This is a genomic window from Pseudomonas sp., from assembly GCF_035554175.1.
Taxonomy (GTDB): domain Bacteria; phylum Pseudomonadota; class Gammaproteobacteria; order Pseudomonadales; family Pseudomonadaceae; genus Aquipseudomonas.
The window spans coordinates 26,417-42,217 of sequence record NZ_DATMIV010000033.1; the positions used below are offsets into that span (position 1 = coordinate 26,417).

At 59.9% G+C, this 15,801-nt stretch carries 13 protein-coding genes; 8 read left to right on the top strand and 5 right to left on the bottom strand.

All coding sequences use genetic code 11. The annotated features are described in order from the left end of the window. Positions 1 to 190: 190 nt before the first annotated feature. The 7 genes from VNV36_RS15940 to VNV36_RS15970 all read left to right on the top strand — a co-directional run bounded on the left by VNV36_RS15940 (position 191) and on the right by VNV36_RS15970 (position 10,434). Positions 191 to 505 carry an ElaB/YgaM/YqjD family protein gene (locus tag VNV36_RS15940; protein WP_325718596.1) on the top strand — a complete coding sequence of 105 codons (315 nt, stop codon included), beginning with the start codon at positions 191 to 193 and terminating at the stop codon, positions 503 to 505. 2 nt (positions 506 to 507) lie between these two features. Beyond that, positions 508 to 894, top strand: coding sequence for a phage holin family protein (locus VNV36_RS15945; RefSeq protein ID WP_325718597.1), 387 nt, complete (start codon positions 508 to 510; stop codon positions 892 to 894). Then, positions 891 to 1,229 carry a hypothetical protein gene (locus tag VNV36_RS15950; RefSeq protein WP_325718598.1) on the top strand — a complete coding sequence of 113 codons (339 nt, stop codon included), beginning with the start codon at positions 891 to 893 and terminating at the stop codon, positions 1,227 to 1,229. The genes VNV36_RS15945 and VNV36_RS15950 overlap by 4 nt, the downstream gene beginning before the upstream one ends. Positions 1,230 to 1,452: 223 nt before the next feature. Beyond that, positions 1,453 to 2,781 (top strand): deoxyguanosinetriphosphate triphosphohydrolase, encoded by a 1,329-nt coding sequence (locus tag VNV36_RS15955; RefSeq protein WP_325718599.1) that lies wholly within the window; start codon positions 1,453 to 1,455, stop codon positions 2,779 to 2,781. Between the two features lie 378 nt (positions 2,782 to 3,159). Next, entirely contained in the window at positions 3,160 to 3,786 is a 627-nt protein-coding gene (locus VNV36_RS15960; protein ID WP_325718600.1) for a response regulator, read from the top strand. Between the two features lie 8 nt (positions 3,787 to 3,794). After that, positions 3,795 to 7,439, top strand: a complete 3,645-nt coding sequence (locus VNV36_RS15965; protein WP_325718601.1) for a transporter substrate-binding domain-containing protein — start codon at positions 3,795 to 3,797, stop codon at positions 7,437 to 7,439. A gap of 49 nt (positions 7,440 to 7,488) precedes the next feature. Then, positions 7,489 to 10,434, top strand: a complete 2,946-nt coding sequence (locus VNV36_RS15970) for an HD domain-containing phosphohydrolase (RefSeq protein WP_325718602.1) — start codon at positions 7,489 to 7,491, stop codon at positions 10,432 to 10,434. Here the strand turns inward: VNV36_RS15970 and msrC are convergent, their stop codons facing one another. Next, positions 10,435 to 10,917, bottom strand: a complete 483-nt coding sequence (msrC, locus tag VNV36_RS15975) for a free L-methionine (R)-S-oxide reductase MsrC (RefSeq protein ID WP_325718603.1) — start codon at positions 10,915 to 10,917, stop codon at positions 10,435 to 10,437. It lies immediately after the preceding gene. Next, a complete protein-coding gene (locus tag VNV36_RS15980; RefSeq protein WP_325718604.1) occupies positions 10,914 to 11,804 on the bottom strand; it encodes an ATP-binding protein in 891 nt (296 codons plus the stop codon). The genes msrC and VNV36_RS15980 overlap by 4 nt, the downstream gene beginning before the upstream one ends. Positions 11,805 to 11,969: 165 nt before the next feature. On the opposite strand from VNV36_RS15980, the gene VNV36_RS15985 reads away from it, so the two are divergent. After that, on the top strand, positions 11,970 to 14,291 hold the full coding sequence (locus tag VNV36_RS15985) for a hybrid sensor histidine kinase/response regulator (RefSeq protein ID WP_325718605.1): 2,322 nt from the start codon (positions 11,970 to 11,972) through the stop codon (positions 14,289 to 14,291). On the opposite strand, the gene VNV36_RS15990 is transcribed toward VNV36_RS15985, so the two are convergent. From VNV36_RS15990 to msrB, 3 genes are all read right to left on the bottom strand, one after another. Then, positions 14,275 to 14,736 (bottom strand): MarR family winged helix-turn-helix transcriptional regulator, encoded by a 462-nt coding sequence (locus tag VNV36_RS15990; protein WP_325718606.1) that lies wholly within the window; start codon positions 14,734 to 14,736, stop codon positions 14,275 to 14,277. The two genes, VNV36_RS15985 and VNV36_RS15990, sit on opposite strands and share 17 nt — an antisense overlap. Continuing rightward, on the bottom strand, positions 14,733 to 15,218 hold the full coding sequence (locus VNV36_RS15995; protein ID WP_325718607.1) for a glutathione peroxidase: 486 nt from the start codon (positions 15,216 to 15,218) through the stop codon (positions 14,733 to 14,735). The genes VNV36_RS15990 and VNV36_RS15995 overlap by 4 nt, the downstream gene beginning before the upstream one ends. Positions 15,219 to 15,322: 104 nt before the next feature. After that, positions 15,323 to 15,718 carry a peptide-methionine (R)-S-oxide reductase MsrB gene (gene msrB, locus VNV36_RS16000; protein WP_325718608.1) on the bottom strand — a complete coding sequence of 132 codons (396 nt, stop codon included), beginning with the start codon at positions 15,716 to 15,718 and terminating at the stop codon, positions 15,323 to 15,325. Between the last annotated feature and the right edge of the window lie 83 nt (positions 15,719 to 15,801).

The following is a 15,801-nucleotide window of genomic DNA, read 5'->3' on the forward strand; positions in this document are numbered from 1 at the left end:
CACAAGGTCGATGTCCTGTCACGAACCGCCAGCAAATGAATTACAGTTTTCCTGCTTCAACGCCCGGCAACAGCGCATACGCGCTGGGCGACGCACCAAGGTGCAGCAAAAGTTGTACCAGTCATTTGTACTGAACCTTCACGCAAGGCTCATACTCGAACGCTTCAAAGCCACCTACGGAGATCCACCAATGGCCAGCATCAAGGCAACGACTGCTCAAGAAATCCTGATGAACGACTTCCAGACCCTGGTCGCCGATACCGAACGCTTGCTCGAGCACACCAAGACCCTCGCTGGCGATCAGGCAGATGAGCTGCGCGCGCAGATCCACGACAGCCTGCTGCGCGCCCGGGAAACCCTGAAGCTGACTGAAGACACCCTGCGCGAGCGCGGCCAGGCTGCGGTCACCGCCACTGAAGATTACGTGTCGGCTAACCCGTGGCAGTCGGTCGGCATCGCTGCCGGCGTCGGTTTCCTGATCGGCCTGCTGGCCACTCGGCGCTGATCATGTCGATCGGTGAATCCGGCCCGACTGCGGGCACCGCCTCCTCCTCGCGCCGACTCGGCGCCGCCGTTCTGGGCCTGCTGCACAGCCATGTCGAGTTGTTCGGCATCGAATTGCAGGAGCAGAAGTCCCGCACCGTGAGCCTGCTGCTGTTTGCCGGTCTGGCGTTGGTCTTCGCCCTGCTGTTGCTGGTCGGGCTGTCGACGCTGGTGATGATCATTTTCTGGGACACATACCGTCTGCCGGCGATCATCGGCCTGTGCGTTTTCTACACGCTGGCGTCGATCTTCTGCGGCCTGCGTCTCAAGGCAGCGATTTTCGATGAGTCCTCGCCTTTCCACGGCACGCTCGAAGAGCTGGCCAACGACCGGGAGCGTCTGCTGCCATGAGCCTGCCTGAACTTCCGCATAACAGCTCGCGCCGGGAGATGCGCAAGGCGCTAATCCGTCTGCGCATGGAAATGCGCCGTCAGGAAATCCGTCATGAAACCGCACAAGTGCTGCTACCGTTGCAGCGCATGCGTGGCATGAAGCAGAACGTGCAGGACGGCTTCGGCATCAAGCACGCGCCGCTGTGGGGCGTGGCGGCGGTGACGCTGCTGGGCTTCCTCAGCGGTAAAGGCTCCAGGCGCACAGGCGCTGGCGGTTTGACCCGACTGCTGCGACTTGGCACGACCCTGGGGCCACTGATCAAACTGGTCATGCACAGTTCCAGCAAGCGCTGAATCGATCCTCTGGCTACATTTTCGTAATGACGCCGGGATGAAGCTCCTTTTTGGGAGATTCATCCCGCGCGCATGCTGGCGTCACCATCGACAGTTCTGCCGCCGGTTATCGCGCCCCCTGCTGCTGATCGCCATGAATGCGACGGGTCTGTAGTTCTGCTTGCAGGCACAGAGCCGAACCGGGAAGCTAGGGCGATCAGTCACCAGACGGAGAGAATCAGCCTTGGATTGGCATACCCTGCTCAACCGCGAACGCCTTGGAAAGCCGCTGCACAGCCCGCAAGAACTTGGCCGCAGCCCTTTTCACAAAGACCATGACCGCATCATCTTCTCCGGCGCATTCCGCCGCCTGGGACGCAAGACTCAAGTGCATCCGGTCACCAGCAACGATCACATTCACACAAGGCTGACCCACTCGCTGGAAGTCAGCTGTGTAGGACGTTCGCTGGGCATGCGCGTGGGCGAAACCCTGCGCAACGCATTACCCGAATGGTGCGACCCGGCCGACCTGGGCATGGTGGTGCAATCGGCCTGCCTGGCTCACGACATCGGTAACCCGCCGTTCGGCCATTCCGGCGAAGACGCCATTCGCCACTGGTTTCAACAAGCTGCCGGACGTGGCTGGCTGGACGGCATGACTGAAGCCGAGCGCGGTGACTTCCTCAATTTCGAGGGCAATGCTCAAGGCTTTCGCGTGTTGACCCAGCTCGAATATCACCAGTTCGATGGCGGCACGCGCCTGACCTACGCGACGCTGGGGACGTATCTGAAGTACCCGTGGACCGCGCGCCACGCCGATTCTCTTGGTTACAAGAAGCACAAGTTCGGTTGCTACCAGAGCGAACTGTCCTTGCTCGAACAGATCGCCCACAAGCTGGGCCTGCCGCAGCTCGAAGACCAGCGCTGGGCACGCCACCCCTTGGTGTACCTGATGGAGGCTGCCGATGACATCTGCTATGCGCTGATCGATCTGGAAGACGGTCTGGAAATGGAGCTGCTCGAATACGCCGAAGTCGAATCACTGCTGCTCGGGCTGGTCGGTGACGACCTGCCGGAAACCTATCGTCAGCTCGGCCCGCAGGATTCCCGCCGGCGCAAACTGGCGATCCTGCGGGGCAAGGCCATCGAACATCTGACCAACGCGGCGGCGCGCGCCTTTGTCGAACAGCAGGACGCACTGCTGGCCGGCACGCTGCACGGCGATCTGGTTGAACACATGCACGGGCCGGCGAAACGCTGCGTGCTGAACGCCAAGGACATCGCCCGCAAGAAGATCTTTCAGGACAAACGCAAAACCCTGCATGAAATTGGCGCGTATACAACGCTGGAGATCCTGCTCAACTCGTTCTGCGGCGCAGCGCTGGAGCAACACAACGGGCGTACACCGTCGTTCAAAAGCCGACGTATTCTCGACTTGCTCGGCAACAATGCGCCGGATCCACAGGGTTCGCTGCACAGTTCGTTTCTGCGCATGATCGATTTCATCGCCGGCATGACTGACAGTTACGCCAGTGACATGGCGCTGGAAATGACCGGGCGCTCAAGTCACTGATCGCTCGCCTTCGGCCGGCCGTCGCCCAGGCCGGCTGAAGGCGCTATGAGGTCTACCCATCGAACGCTCTTTCAACTCTGCGGCGGATATGATTTCGCTAAAAACATGTAAATAAATAAAACAACCAGAACTCGTTAAACACAACTTTAAACGCCGACAGAAGATTCGGACACCACTCATTGCCCACGGATATTTCCAACCACAAGCCAGCGGCAGCTCGGTACTTCCTTACGTCAAACCTAATTTTGACGTAGTCCCTTTCTTCATTGCACGTAGGATTAATCCGATAACGTAGTCGCGACACTACCAGTCCATGCGAGTGCTCGTGCATCTGAGCTAAGGTGCGCGCTTTATTCATGCTTGCATGGGACTCTATTTATGAACTCCGTTTTTATTGTCGACGATCATCCGGTGATCCGCCTCGCCGTGCGAATGCTCCTGGAACATGAAGGCTACAAGGTCGTCGGTGAGACCGATAACGGTGTCGATGCCATGCAGATGGTCCGTGAGTGCATGCCCGACCTGGTCATTCTCGATGTCAGCATTCCCAAACTGGACGGCCTCGAAGTGCTGGCTCGCTTCAACAGCATGGGCTCGAACTTCAAGATCCTGATTCTGACCGCACAGTGTCCTACGCTATTCGGAATCCGCTGCATGCAATCCGGCGCCTCGGGATATGTCTGTAAGCAGGAAGACTTGAGCGAACTGGTCAGCGCAATTAAAGCAGTGCTTTCCGGTTATAACTATTTCCCCAGCCAGGCACTCAATCCGGTTCGCAGTGATGACACTCGATATGCCGAACTTGAACTATTCAAATCGGTCAACGACCGCGAACTGATGGTACTGCAGTTATTTGCTCAGGGACGCACCAACAAGGAAATCGCCAAAGGCATGTTTCTAAGTAACAAGACCGTCAGTACTTACAAAAAACGCCTGATGCAAAAACTCAAAGCCAGATCCCTTGTAGAACTTATCGAGATGGCCAAACGCAACGCACTTGTGTGAGACCCCGCATGCCCAGCCGTCTGAAGGACTATTTAATTGCCTTGAGCGCAATCCTGTGCCTGGGTACCAACGCATCTGCCGTGCCAGGCGCGTCGCCGGACTACGCCTTGCTCAGCCGCTCGGCAACCGAAGCCGTTCAGGTTGTCTTGCAACCGTCTCAACGGCAATGGCTGCAGACTCGCAGCGAACTGATACTGGGCACTTCCGCACCTGACTATCCGCCCTTCGACATGACCGTCAGCGGCAAGGACTACGAAGGGCTCACCGCCGATTACACCGGGATCATAGGCCAGGCCACCGGATTACCGATCCGGGTGCAACGCTTTCCCTCCCGCGACGCCGCGATTCGCGCCTTGGTCGACGGCCAGATCGACCTGCTCGGCACGGCGAACGGTTATGAAGCAGGCAACGCCAATCTCGCGCTCTCCAGACCCTACGCGGTCGATCAACCGGTACTGGTGACCCGTGAGGATGAAACCCGCTCCCTGACCGAAGGTTTGGCCGGTCTGCGCCTGAGCATGGTGTATCACTATCTGCCGCTGTCCGAGATCAGAGCGATGTATCCCAAGGCGCTCATCACCTGTTATCCGTCCTACCAAAATGCAATCAACGCCGTTGCCTTCGACCAGGCCGACGTCTTTCTCGGCGACACCCTCTCCACCCATTACATGATCAACAAGGGTTATCTCAACAATGTGCGCATGGCCAATTTCGGCAAGCAGGAAGCCCAAGGCTTCAGCTTCGCCGTACGGCGCAGCAATCTACCCCTGCTGGGCATTATCGACACAGTGCTCGCAGCGATCCCGAGTAGCCAGCGCGACGACATTGCCAAACGCTGGAGCGCCGGCAGCGACCTGCTGCTCACCGACAAGAAACTGCAACTGACCGAACGCGAAGAGGCTTGGCTCAAGCGACATCCCATCGTCAGTGTGGTGGTCAATGAGGCCTATGCACCATTGACGTTCTTCGATAGCGCCGGCAACTTTCGCGGCATCAGTGCCGATCTGCTCGAATTGATCCGCTTGCGCACCGGGTTGCGTTTCGAGGTACAGCGCAGTCGCAATGACGCGGAAATGATCAGGCAAATCGACAATCACAAGGCCGACCTGATCGCCGCGCTGCTGCCCACCGCCGAACGCGAAAAAACCCTGAGCTTCAGCCGCCCCTATCTGGAAAATTCCTACGTGCTGCTGACGCGCAAAAGCGCCGACAGCCCGACCAATCTGGGTCAGCTCAAAGGCAAGCGGCTGGCGATCGCCCAGGGCAATCCGTTGGTCGAGTACCTGCAACGAGAGTTTCCCGGCATCGAGCTGATCGAAACACCCGATACCTTCAGCGCCGTGTCGTTGCTGGCCGACAACCATGTCGACGGAGCAGTGAATTCACTGGTGATCGCCAATTACTTCATTTCATCGCGCATCTTTGCCCGGCCGCTGCAAATCACCACCACCATCGGCACCGGCCAGGCCGCCTTCTCGCTGGCGACCGCCCGTGACAACACTGAACTGGCGTCGATCATCAACAAGGCACTGCTGAGCATCGCTCCGGAAGAACTCGGTGTGATCAACGGTCGCTGGCGCGGTTACTCCACCGCCTCGCAGAACATCTGGCAAAACTACCAGCGCCTGTTCTATCAGGTTATGGCCGGCGCGGGCCTGATCCTGCTGCTGTTATTGACCTGGAACGCCTACATGCGTCATCAGATCAAACAGCGCCAGGCAGCCGAGCGTGCGCTGAACGATCAACTGGAGTTCATGCGCTCGCTGGTCAACGGCACACCGCATCCCATCTACGTTCGCGATCGCCAGGGTCTGCTGCAAAGTTGCAACGACAGCTACCTCGAAGCGTTCAACGCCAGACGCGAGGACATCGTTGGCAAGGGCGTCATGCAGGGCACGCTGAGCAATGCCTTCGAAGCTCAAGCGTTCCAGGCCGATTACCAGAGAGTCATCGCCGAAGGCATTCCGTTGATACTCGATCGGCCCCTGCACATCGGCAGCCGCCGCTTGACGATCTACCACTGGATACTTCCCTATCGCGATTCGAGCGGCGAGGTCAAAGGGATCATTGGCGGCTGGATCGATATCAGCGAACGCCGCCAATTGTTCGAGGAACTGCGCGCGGCGAAAGAGCGGGCGGACGAGGCCAATCGGGCCAAGAGCACGTTCCTGGCGACCATGAGCCACGAAATCCGGACGCCGATGAACGCCGTGATCGGCATGCTCGAACTGACCCTGAAACGCATTGAGCCCCAGCATCCGGATCGCGCATCGATCGACACTGCCTACCATTCTGCCAAGGATCTGTTGGGGCTGATTGGCGATATTCTCGACATTGCCCGCATCGAATCCGGGCGTCTGAGCCTGTGTCCGGAATGGATCAATCTGGTCGACACAGTGACGTCCGTCGCGCGCATCTTCGATGGGCTCGCCCGGCAGAAAAACCTCGCCTTGCAAGTCGTCTTCAACCCGCCGAACCCGGCCGTGGACGTACATCTGGATCCGCTGCGCTTCAAGCAAGTGCTATCCAACTTGGTCAGTAACGCGATCAAATTCACTGAGCATGGGCATGTGCGCATTACGCTGGATCTGATGACGGCGGATGCACCTGGACGGGCCTTGATGCAACTGACCGTGCAGGACAGCGGTGTCGGTATCAGTGCCGAAGATCAACAGCGCTTGTTCGAACCGTTTGCCCAAGCGGAAAATGCCAGCCCTCAAGCCAGAAGCGGCGCAGGGCTGGGGCTGGTCATCAGCCGCAACCTCTGCGAAATGATGGGCGGACAAATGCAGTTGAGCAGCCAGCCCGGGATTGGTACTCAAGTCTGTGTGTCGCTGCCGCTGGACAGCCTGCCGGCACAGCTAAATCCGCCACGAAGCGAGGGCGTCATCAAGCCTTGCGCAACGCCTCTGCATGTACTAGTGGTCGACGACCATCCGGCCAACCGCTTGCTGATGTGTCAGCAACTGGAATTTCTCGGGCATCGCTTCAGCATAGCCGAGGACGGCTGCAACGGCCTGGAGCGGTGGAAGGCTGATCATTTCGACCTGGTGATCGTCGATTGCAACATGCCCCTGATGAACGGCTATGAGATGACCCGTGCGATTCGCCAGCTGGAACTGCAAAATCGCCGCCCGCCGTGCACAGTGCTGGGTTTCACGGCCAATGCCCAGCCCGAGGAAGTCCAGCGCTGCAAACTCGCCGGCATGAACGATTGCCTGTTCAAGCCACTGAGCCTGACCTTGCTCGGGCAATGGATCGACGGGATCACGCCGACTGCCCGTGCATCGGTGTTCGATCTGCAGAGCCTGAGCCTGCTGACCGGCAGCAATCCGGCGCAGACACGCCGCATGCTGGTGGAGCTGCTCAAAAGCAGCCGCCTCGACCGCCAGGAGTTGCTCACGCTGTCGCCCGAGGATGATCGCCAGGCCCTGGCGGTGGTCGCCCACAAGATCAAGGGCGCGGCACGTATTGCGCAGGCCACGCGGTTGATCGAATGTTGTGACGCCCTGGAAGAAGCTTGTGTGCAAGCACTCCCCACCCAGGAGATCGCCCGCCGCTGGGCGGCCACCAGCCAGGCGATGCTCGAACTGGAACAGGCTCTGCAGCAGCAATTGTCGCTGGCTGATCAAGGCACACTGAGCGAGTCTTAACTATGCTTGGACGCTGAGCAGTGAGTCGAACATTCATGGAGAGCCTGAAATGCCCAGCCCACTGCGCCCCGAGCACCGCCGGCTGCCGCTGCATGTACACATCAGCGTCATGTTCACCTTTCTGTTATTGCTCACGGGCGTGGTGCTGGGCCTGTTCAATTACCACCAGACCACGCAGATCATCCTGTCCAGCAGTGAAAAACTGTTCGATCGCATCGAACAGGATGTACGTCTGGACCTGCAGGCGACCTATCAGCCGATCCGGCATCTGCTGAGCCTGCTGGCAGACACCCCGGCAGCCCAGGCGGGCGATCTTGAGCAGCGCCTGCCGTTGCTCAAACCGTTCAGTCAGGCATTGACTGACAACCCGGCACTGGCGTCGCTGTATCTGGGGTACGCCAATGGCGATTTTTTCATGGTGCGTGCTTTGCGCACTGCCGCCCTCAAGGCCCAGATCCAGGCGCCGGAAGCGGCGGTGTATCAGGTCTGGAGCATCGAACATGGTTCGCAGGGTGAGGTGCGCTCGCAGTCGTTGTTCTTTGATCAGGCCCTGACACCGATCAGCCGCCGCGACCATCCCGAAGACCCGTACGATCCACGCAGCCGCACCTGGTTCAACGATGCCCGACAGCAGACCGGACAGATCACCACCGCGCCCTACGTGTTTTTTTCCACGCACAATGTCGGCACCACCCTCGCCCGACGCAGCGGCGAACATGCTGTCATCGGCGCTGACCTGACGCTGGCCTCGCTGTCGACCACTTTGAGCAAGCATCGGGTGACTCCTGCAACGCAAATCGCTTTGTACGATGCAGATGGCAATGCCGTGGCGTATCCCGAAAGCAATCGCCTGATCGTCGATGACCGTACGGCGCGCCTGGCCAGAGCGGCGGCCCTCAGCCCGGAGCTGAATGCGCTGCTCATCTCTGACAATATCGGCAAACGTCTAAAGGTCAGTGACCGGCAGTGGATTGTCGCGCGCACCAGCATTCAGGAAGGCGGGCCGCAAGGTTTACGGCTGGCGTTGTTGGTGCCGGAAGACGAATTGCTGGTCGATGCTTTTCGAATGCGCTGGCAAGGCGCGTTGATCACCTTGGCCATCCTGTTGCTGTGCCTGCCGTTGGGCTGGGTGATTTCGCGAGTTCTGGTCAAACCGCTGCTCGCACTGGTCAAGGAAGCCGATGCCATTCGCAGCTTCGATTTCAATTTCCCGTTCACCCGCCGCTCACCTGTGCTGGAAGTCGATCAATTGAGCCTGTCGATGGCGCGAATGAAAGAAACCCTGGGGAGTTTTTTCCGCATCACCGACAGCCTGTGCGCCGAGACGCGCTTCGCCCCGCTGCTTGAACGGGTGCTGTTCGAAACCGTGCAGATCGCCCAGGCGCAGGCCGGTCTGATCTATCTGCGTGAAGCGGATGGCGCCCGCATGGAGCCTTATGGACTGGTCATCGATGGCACACCCCAAGCGCTGGAAGCATTCGACATTCAGGGTCACGACTTGCACAACAACACCGGGCCGGCCTGGTTCGAGCAACTGGTCAGCGCCAACAATGTGGTCAGCCATCTGGGCTTCGATCAAGCCGCCGACTTGCAGAAAGTCCTGCTGGCCATGCAGGCACCACGGATCCACCTGATCGGTATCCGCCTGCACAACCAGCACGATGAAACGATCGGTTTGCTGATTTTGCTGATCACTGACAGCGGTTCACCGAGGGATCTGGAAAAGCTGCGGCCTGACCGTATCGCCTTCCTGCAGGCGGTTTCCGGCGCAGCCGCGGTGAGCATCGAAAGTCAGCGCCTGCAAGCCCGGCAAAAACAACTGCTTGATGCGTTCATTCAATTGCTCGCCAGTGCAATCGATGCCAAGAGTCCGTACACCGGCGGTCATTGCCAGCGGGTGCCGGAACTGACGCTGATGCTCGCCCAGGCCGCTGCGGCCAGCGAAGCGCCGGCGTTCAGCGCCTACCAGCCGAACGAGGATGAATGGGAGGCCCTGCACATCGCCGCATGGCTGCACGATTGCGGCAAGGTCACGACGCCGGAATACGTGGTCGACAAAGCCACCAAACTCGAGACCATCAATGACCGCATCCACGAAATCCGTACCCGCTTCGAAGTGCTCAAACGTGACGTGTGGATCAACTACTGGCAGACCCTGGCCACGGGCGCAGACGAGGCTGCGCTGGCCCACACGCGCGACAATGAGTTGATGAGGCTGGACGACGACTTTGCCTTCGTCGCGCGCTGCAATCTGGGGGGCGAGGCCATGGCCGAGGCCGATCTGCAACGCCTTGAGCAGATCGCCCAACGCACCTGGATGCGCACGCTCGATGATCGTCTGGGCGTGTCGTGGGAAGAAAACCGTCGCCAGGCGCAAACTTCACCGCCCACGCTGCCGGTCAGCGAAAAACTTCTGGCCGACAAACCCGAGCACCTGATCGAACGCGACAAAAATGAACTGATTCCGGAAGACAATCCCTGGGGCTTCAAACTCGATGTGCCCGAGTACAAATACAACCGCGGCGAACTGTACAACCTCAAAATCGCCCGCGGCACGCTGACCCGCGAGGAGCGCTACATCATCAATCACCACATGGTGCAGACCATCATGATGCTCAGCCACCTGCCCTTCCCCGGCCACCTCGACAGCATTGCCGAGATCGCTGGCGGCCATCACGAAAAAATGGACGGCACCGGTTACCCTAAACGGCTGAAACGCGAGGAAATGAGCCTGCCGGCACGGATGATGGCGATAGCCGATATCTTTGAGGCACTGACTGCCGCTGATCGCCCTTACAAGAAAGCCAAATCGCTGAGCGAGGCGCTGGGCATCATGGCCACCATGTGCCGCGACGCGCACATCGATGCGCAGCTGTTCGGCCTGTTCATCAGCGAGGGGGTGTACTTGCAGTACGCGACGCGGTTTCTCGATCCCGCGCAGATCGACAGCGTGGACACGGCCAGCCTGTTGCACAAGGCTGGCCTGAGCGGCTGATCAGCAGTCGGTAAGGCGCAGGAAAATTGCCGCCAGTTGCTCGATGCCGGCCTGATCTTCGGCACCGAAACGCGCCAGCTTCGGACTGTCGAGGTCAAGCACGCCGATCAGGCGACCGGCCTTGACCAAGGGCACGACCAGTTCGCTATTGGAGGCGCTGTCGCAGGCGATGTGGCCGGGGAAGGCATGCACATCCTCGACGCGCTGGGTTTGCAGACTGGCAGCGGCGGCGCCACACACACCGCGCCCGAACGGGATGCGCACGCAAGCGATCTGGCCCTGAAACGGCCCGAGCACCAGCTCTTCGTTGCGATTGAGGTAGAAACCGGCCCAGTTCAAATCGTCCAGCTGGTTGAACAGGAACGCGGAAAACTGCGCGGCATTGGCGATGAAATCGCGCTCTTCCGCCAGCAGCGACTCCAGTTGCGCAGCCAACATACCGTAGCCTTCGAGGCCCTGGCCGCTTTGTTGCAAATCAATCATGCCTTGTGCTCCAGCAATTTGAGTCCCACCCAGTAACGGGCGAATTGATACGCGCAACGTCCGTTGCGGTTACCGCGGCCGGTAGCCCAGCGCACGGCGAGGATGTCCAGTGCTTCGTCGCGCTGCCAGTTCAGGCCGGCCCTGGCGGCCAACTGGCCGATCCAGTGTTCGACGACATCGAGGAAGTGCTCTTGCGTGAACGGGTAGAACGACAGCCACAGACCGAATCGATCCGACAGCGCGATTTTGTCTTCCACCGCTTCGCTCGGATGCAGCTCGCCGTCGACGCGCTTCCAGTTTTCGTTGTCGCTTTCCTTTTCCGGCACCAGGTGGCGGCGGTTGGAGGTGGCGTACAGCAGGACGTTGTCGGGGGCCTGCTCGAGCGAACCGTCAAGCACGCTTTTCAGCACGCGGTAGTCGCCTTCGCCGGATTCGAACGACAAGTCGTCGCAGAACAGCACGAAACGCTGGGGCAATTTGGCAATCTGCTCGACCACCCTTGGCAAGTCGGCCAGGTGATCGCGCTCGATCTCGATCAAGCGCAGGCCGGCGCCGGCGTGCTCGGCCAGCAACGCACGCACCAGCGAGGACTTGCCGGTACCGCGCGAGCCCCAGAGCAAAGCGTGGTTGGCGGGCATGCCATCGAGAAACTGTTGAGTGTTGCGCCCCAGTTGCTCCAGCTGACGATCGACGCCGATCAGGTCGGACAGGCGCATGTCGAGGCTGACTTGCAGTGGCAGCAAATAGCCGCTGCGCCCGTCGCGCTGCCAGCGCGCCGCCAGACAAGTGTTCCAGTCAATGACAGGTCGCGGCGCCGGCAACAGTGGTTCGATCCGCGCCAGAACCGACTCGGCGCGCTCAAGAAAAGCATTCAATCGGGAATCCACGTCTTCTCCTCGGGCACTTTCACAGTGATGATGACGATCGAGCGACGACATACAGGTAAAATCGCCGCAGCAAGCCTTGTTACAAGGCGATTCGGGAACCTCGGTATCCCTGCATGATCGACTATGCTTGAGCAGCGAAGGGAAACGGAAGTGGTTCAACACCCCATGGATATCAAATTCACCCACCGGCTGTCGTACAAGCAAGCCAGGCTTACCGTGCTGGTCGGGTTCATTCTGGGCACCCTGCTCAGTCTGCTGCAAATCGGCATCGATTATGCCAGCGAAGACGCTTCCATCAACCGGGAAATCCTCGCACTGCTGGAAATCAGCCACAATCCGGCTTCACGCATCGCCTATAACATCGACGCCGAACTGGCTCAGGAACTCACCCTGGGGCTGCTGCGCTCGCCAGCAATCATCGCCGCGCAACTGACCGACAACAACGCTACCGTGCTGGCCAGCGTCAAACGCCCGGAGCTGCAGAGCAATTATCGGGTGATCAGCGATTTCCTGTTCGGTGCCAAGCGCCAGTTCGAAGATCGCCTGTACCTCGACCACCTGCCCAACGAATCCCTCGGCGTCCTTAGCCTGGAAGTCGACACCTACGCGTTCGGCAGTCGCTTCCTGCGGCGCGCGGAAGTCACCCTGCTCAACGGCTTCGCCCGCAGCCTGCTGCTGACCGGAATCCTGCTGGCGTTGTTCTATGTGATGTTGACCAAACCCTTGGTGCGGGTCATCCGTGAGCTCAGCGGCCGCGATCCGCGCAGCGCCGAACCGACCACCCTGGAGTGCCCCGCCGGTCACGGCAATGATGAAATCGGCGTACTGGTCAAGGTCGCCAATCAGCAGTTCGAGAACATCGCCACCGAAATCCAGCAGCGCCGTACAGCGGAAAACCGTCTGACCGAATACCTCGCGCAACTCGAGGACATCGTCTCGGCGCGTACGGCCGAACTCAAGGCAATCAACGCCCGCCTCAGCCAATCCAACGAAGAGCTCGAAGTGGCGCGCAGCACTGCGCTGGACATGGCCGAAGCGCGCTCGGCCTTTCTGGCCAACATGAGCCATGAAATCCGCACGCCGCTCAATGGTCTGCTGGGGATGATCGCGCTATCGCTGGACGGCCCGCTGAACGCCGAACAGCAGCAACAGCTGTCGATTGCCCACGACTCGGGCAAGGTGCTGGTGGAACTGCTCAACGATATCCTCGACCTGTCGAAATTCGATGCCGGGCAACTGGAGCTGGAAAACATTCCGTTCGACCTCGGTGCGTTGATCGAGGACACCGCCAATCTGCTGTCACAGAACGCCGCGCCTAGCGTGGAACTGACCTGCCTGATCGAGCCGCACTTCCCGGCACTGGTGCTGGGCGACCCGACGCGGGTGCGGCAGATCGTCAGCAACCTGCTGTCCAATGCGCTGAAATTCACTCGCTTCGGACGGGTCGATGTGCGTCTGTCGGCGCACAAGGATGGCGTGCGCATCGAAGTCTGCGATACCGGCATTGGCATCGCCCCGGAAGCACAAGTGAAAATCTTCCAGCCGTTCACTCAAGCGGGCGCCGGCATTACTCGTCAGTATGGCGGCACCGGGCTTGGGCTGGCGCTGACTTACAACCTGTGCGAAGCGATGCAGGGACGTTTGACCATCAGCTCCGAAAGCGGTTTTGGCAGCCAGTTCTGTGCCGAGCTGCCACTGCCCTGCCACACCCGCGCGCTGGCAACGACGCCGTTACGCGGCAAGGTTCTGGCGATTACCGCTGCCAGCAGTGGCCTGGCAGAGTTGCTGAAAAGCCTGCTGCCGGTCTGGGGTCTCGAGTACACGCAGCGCACCATCGACGATTCGCTGCTGGGCCTGAACCCCGACATATTGATTACCGATTGCCCGGAATGCCTGTTCGGTCTGCGCCCGAGCATCACCGCGCCGATCCTGCTGGTGACCGCCTACGGCAGTTTTTTGCCCAGCGAAGAAGCTGCCGCCCTTGCCCCCCTGCAGCAACAGGCCCGGCCGCTGGCGCGCAATGCGCTCTATCAGCACCTGCAGCGTATTCTGCAGCCGGATGTCGCCACTCTCAGCGAAGCGCAACTGGACACTTCGCCTTCCGCGCGACGCGGGCGGGTGCTGCTGGTCGAGGACAATCCGGTCAATCAACTGGTCGCCAAAGGCATGCTCGGCAAGCTTGGCTGCGATGTGGTCGTGGCTGGGCATGGCGCTGAAGCGCTGGATCAGTTGGAGCTTCAGGATTTCGATCTGGTGCTGATGGACTGCAACATGCCGGTGATGGATGGCTACGAAGCCAGCCGGCAGATTCGTCAGAGCGGGCGCTGGCCGGATCTGCCGATTGTCGCTCTGACCGCCAACGCGATGTCCGAAGAACGCGAACGCTGCCGCGCAGCGGGCATGAGCGACTACCTGGCCAAACCGTTTCGCCGTGAAGAACTCGCAGCGTTACTGGATCAGTGGATTCCGACTATGCCAGCGCTTTGATTTGCCCGAGCAGGTGATCGAGGCCAGCGCGCAAGTCGTTCAGGCGATCCAGATCCACCCCGCTGTCGCACAGCAGACGGGCTCTCAGCGGCCCGACCTGCTCGCGCAACGCCTGTCCGGCCGGCGTCAGGCTCAGGTGCACCTCGCGCTCATCGCGCGCCGAACGCCGGCGCTGGACCAGTTGCAACTGCTCCAGACGCTTGAGCAACGGCGTCAGCGTGCCCGAGTCGAGCGCCAGACGTTCGCCCAAGGCTTTGACCGTCGGTTGTTCCGGCGCGGTGCCCTGCCACTCCCACAGCACCAGCATCGCCAGGTATTGCGGGTAAGTCAGGCCCAACTGATCGAGCATCGGCTTGTAGGCACGGATCACCGCCCTGGAAGCTGCGTACAACTTGAAGCACAACTGACTGTCGAGCTTCAGCGAATCAATGGGCAGGCTGTTCATTTGAGCAAGGCTTCGATCTCGCCGCGCAGATCCTGCGGCTTGGTCGTCGGCGCAAAACGCTTGACCAATTGGCCGTTCTTGCCGATGAGAAATTTGGTGAAATTCCACTTGATGCCCTGCGAGCCGAGGACGCCCGGAGCGCGTTTCTTCAGTTGCACGAACAGTGGATGAGCATCGGCGCCGTTGACGTCGATCTTTTTGAACAACGGGAAGCTGACGCCGAAATTCAGCTCACAGAACTCGCTGATGGCGCCTTCATTGCCCGGCTCCTGCTTGCCGAACTGGTTGCAGGGAAAACCCAATACCACCAGTCCCTGATCCTTGTACGTCTGCCAGAGTTCTTCGAGGCCCTTGTATTGCGGCGTGAAGCCACACTTGCTGGCCGTGTTGACCACCAGCACGGCTTTGCCGGCGTAGTCGGCCAGGGTCTTTTGCTCGCCCTTGATGGTGGTGCACGGGATGTTCAGCAGGTTGTCGCTCATGAGTTGGCTCCGCAATGGTCAGGAAAGCGCAAACATAACGAGCAATTGAATTGCGTGCAATCTAATTGCCCTACAAAAAGGCGACGCATTGTCGCCTGATTTGGTTATTCACGGGGCTTGAGATCCAGGCACACCGAGTTGATGCAATAACGCAGTCCCGTCGGTGGCGGGCCATCCGGGAACACGTGCCCCAGATGCGCATCGCAGCACGCGCATTTCACTTCCGTGCGAATCATGCCGTGGCTGGTGTCGCGAATTTCAGTCATCGCGCTTTCGCCGATCGGCGCGTAGAAGCTCGGCCACCCGCAGCCGGAATCAAACTTGGTCCTGGAGTCGAACAGCGGCCCGTCGCAGCAGATGCAGTGGTAGACACCGTCAGTTTTGGTGTCGTTGTATTTGCCGGAAAACGGCCGCTCGGTGGCACTCAGACGGCAGACGTTGTACTGCTCCGGGTCGAGCATGGCTCGCCATTCTTCCAGGGTTTTTTGCAACTTTTCCATCATCACACCTCAGCGGCTGAAAAAGCCCGATCTGTACCTTTTCCACGGATCGGGCGGCACGTATGATTGCGCCTCGTCACGCG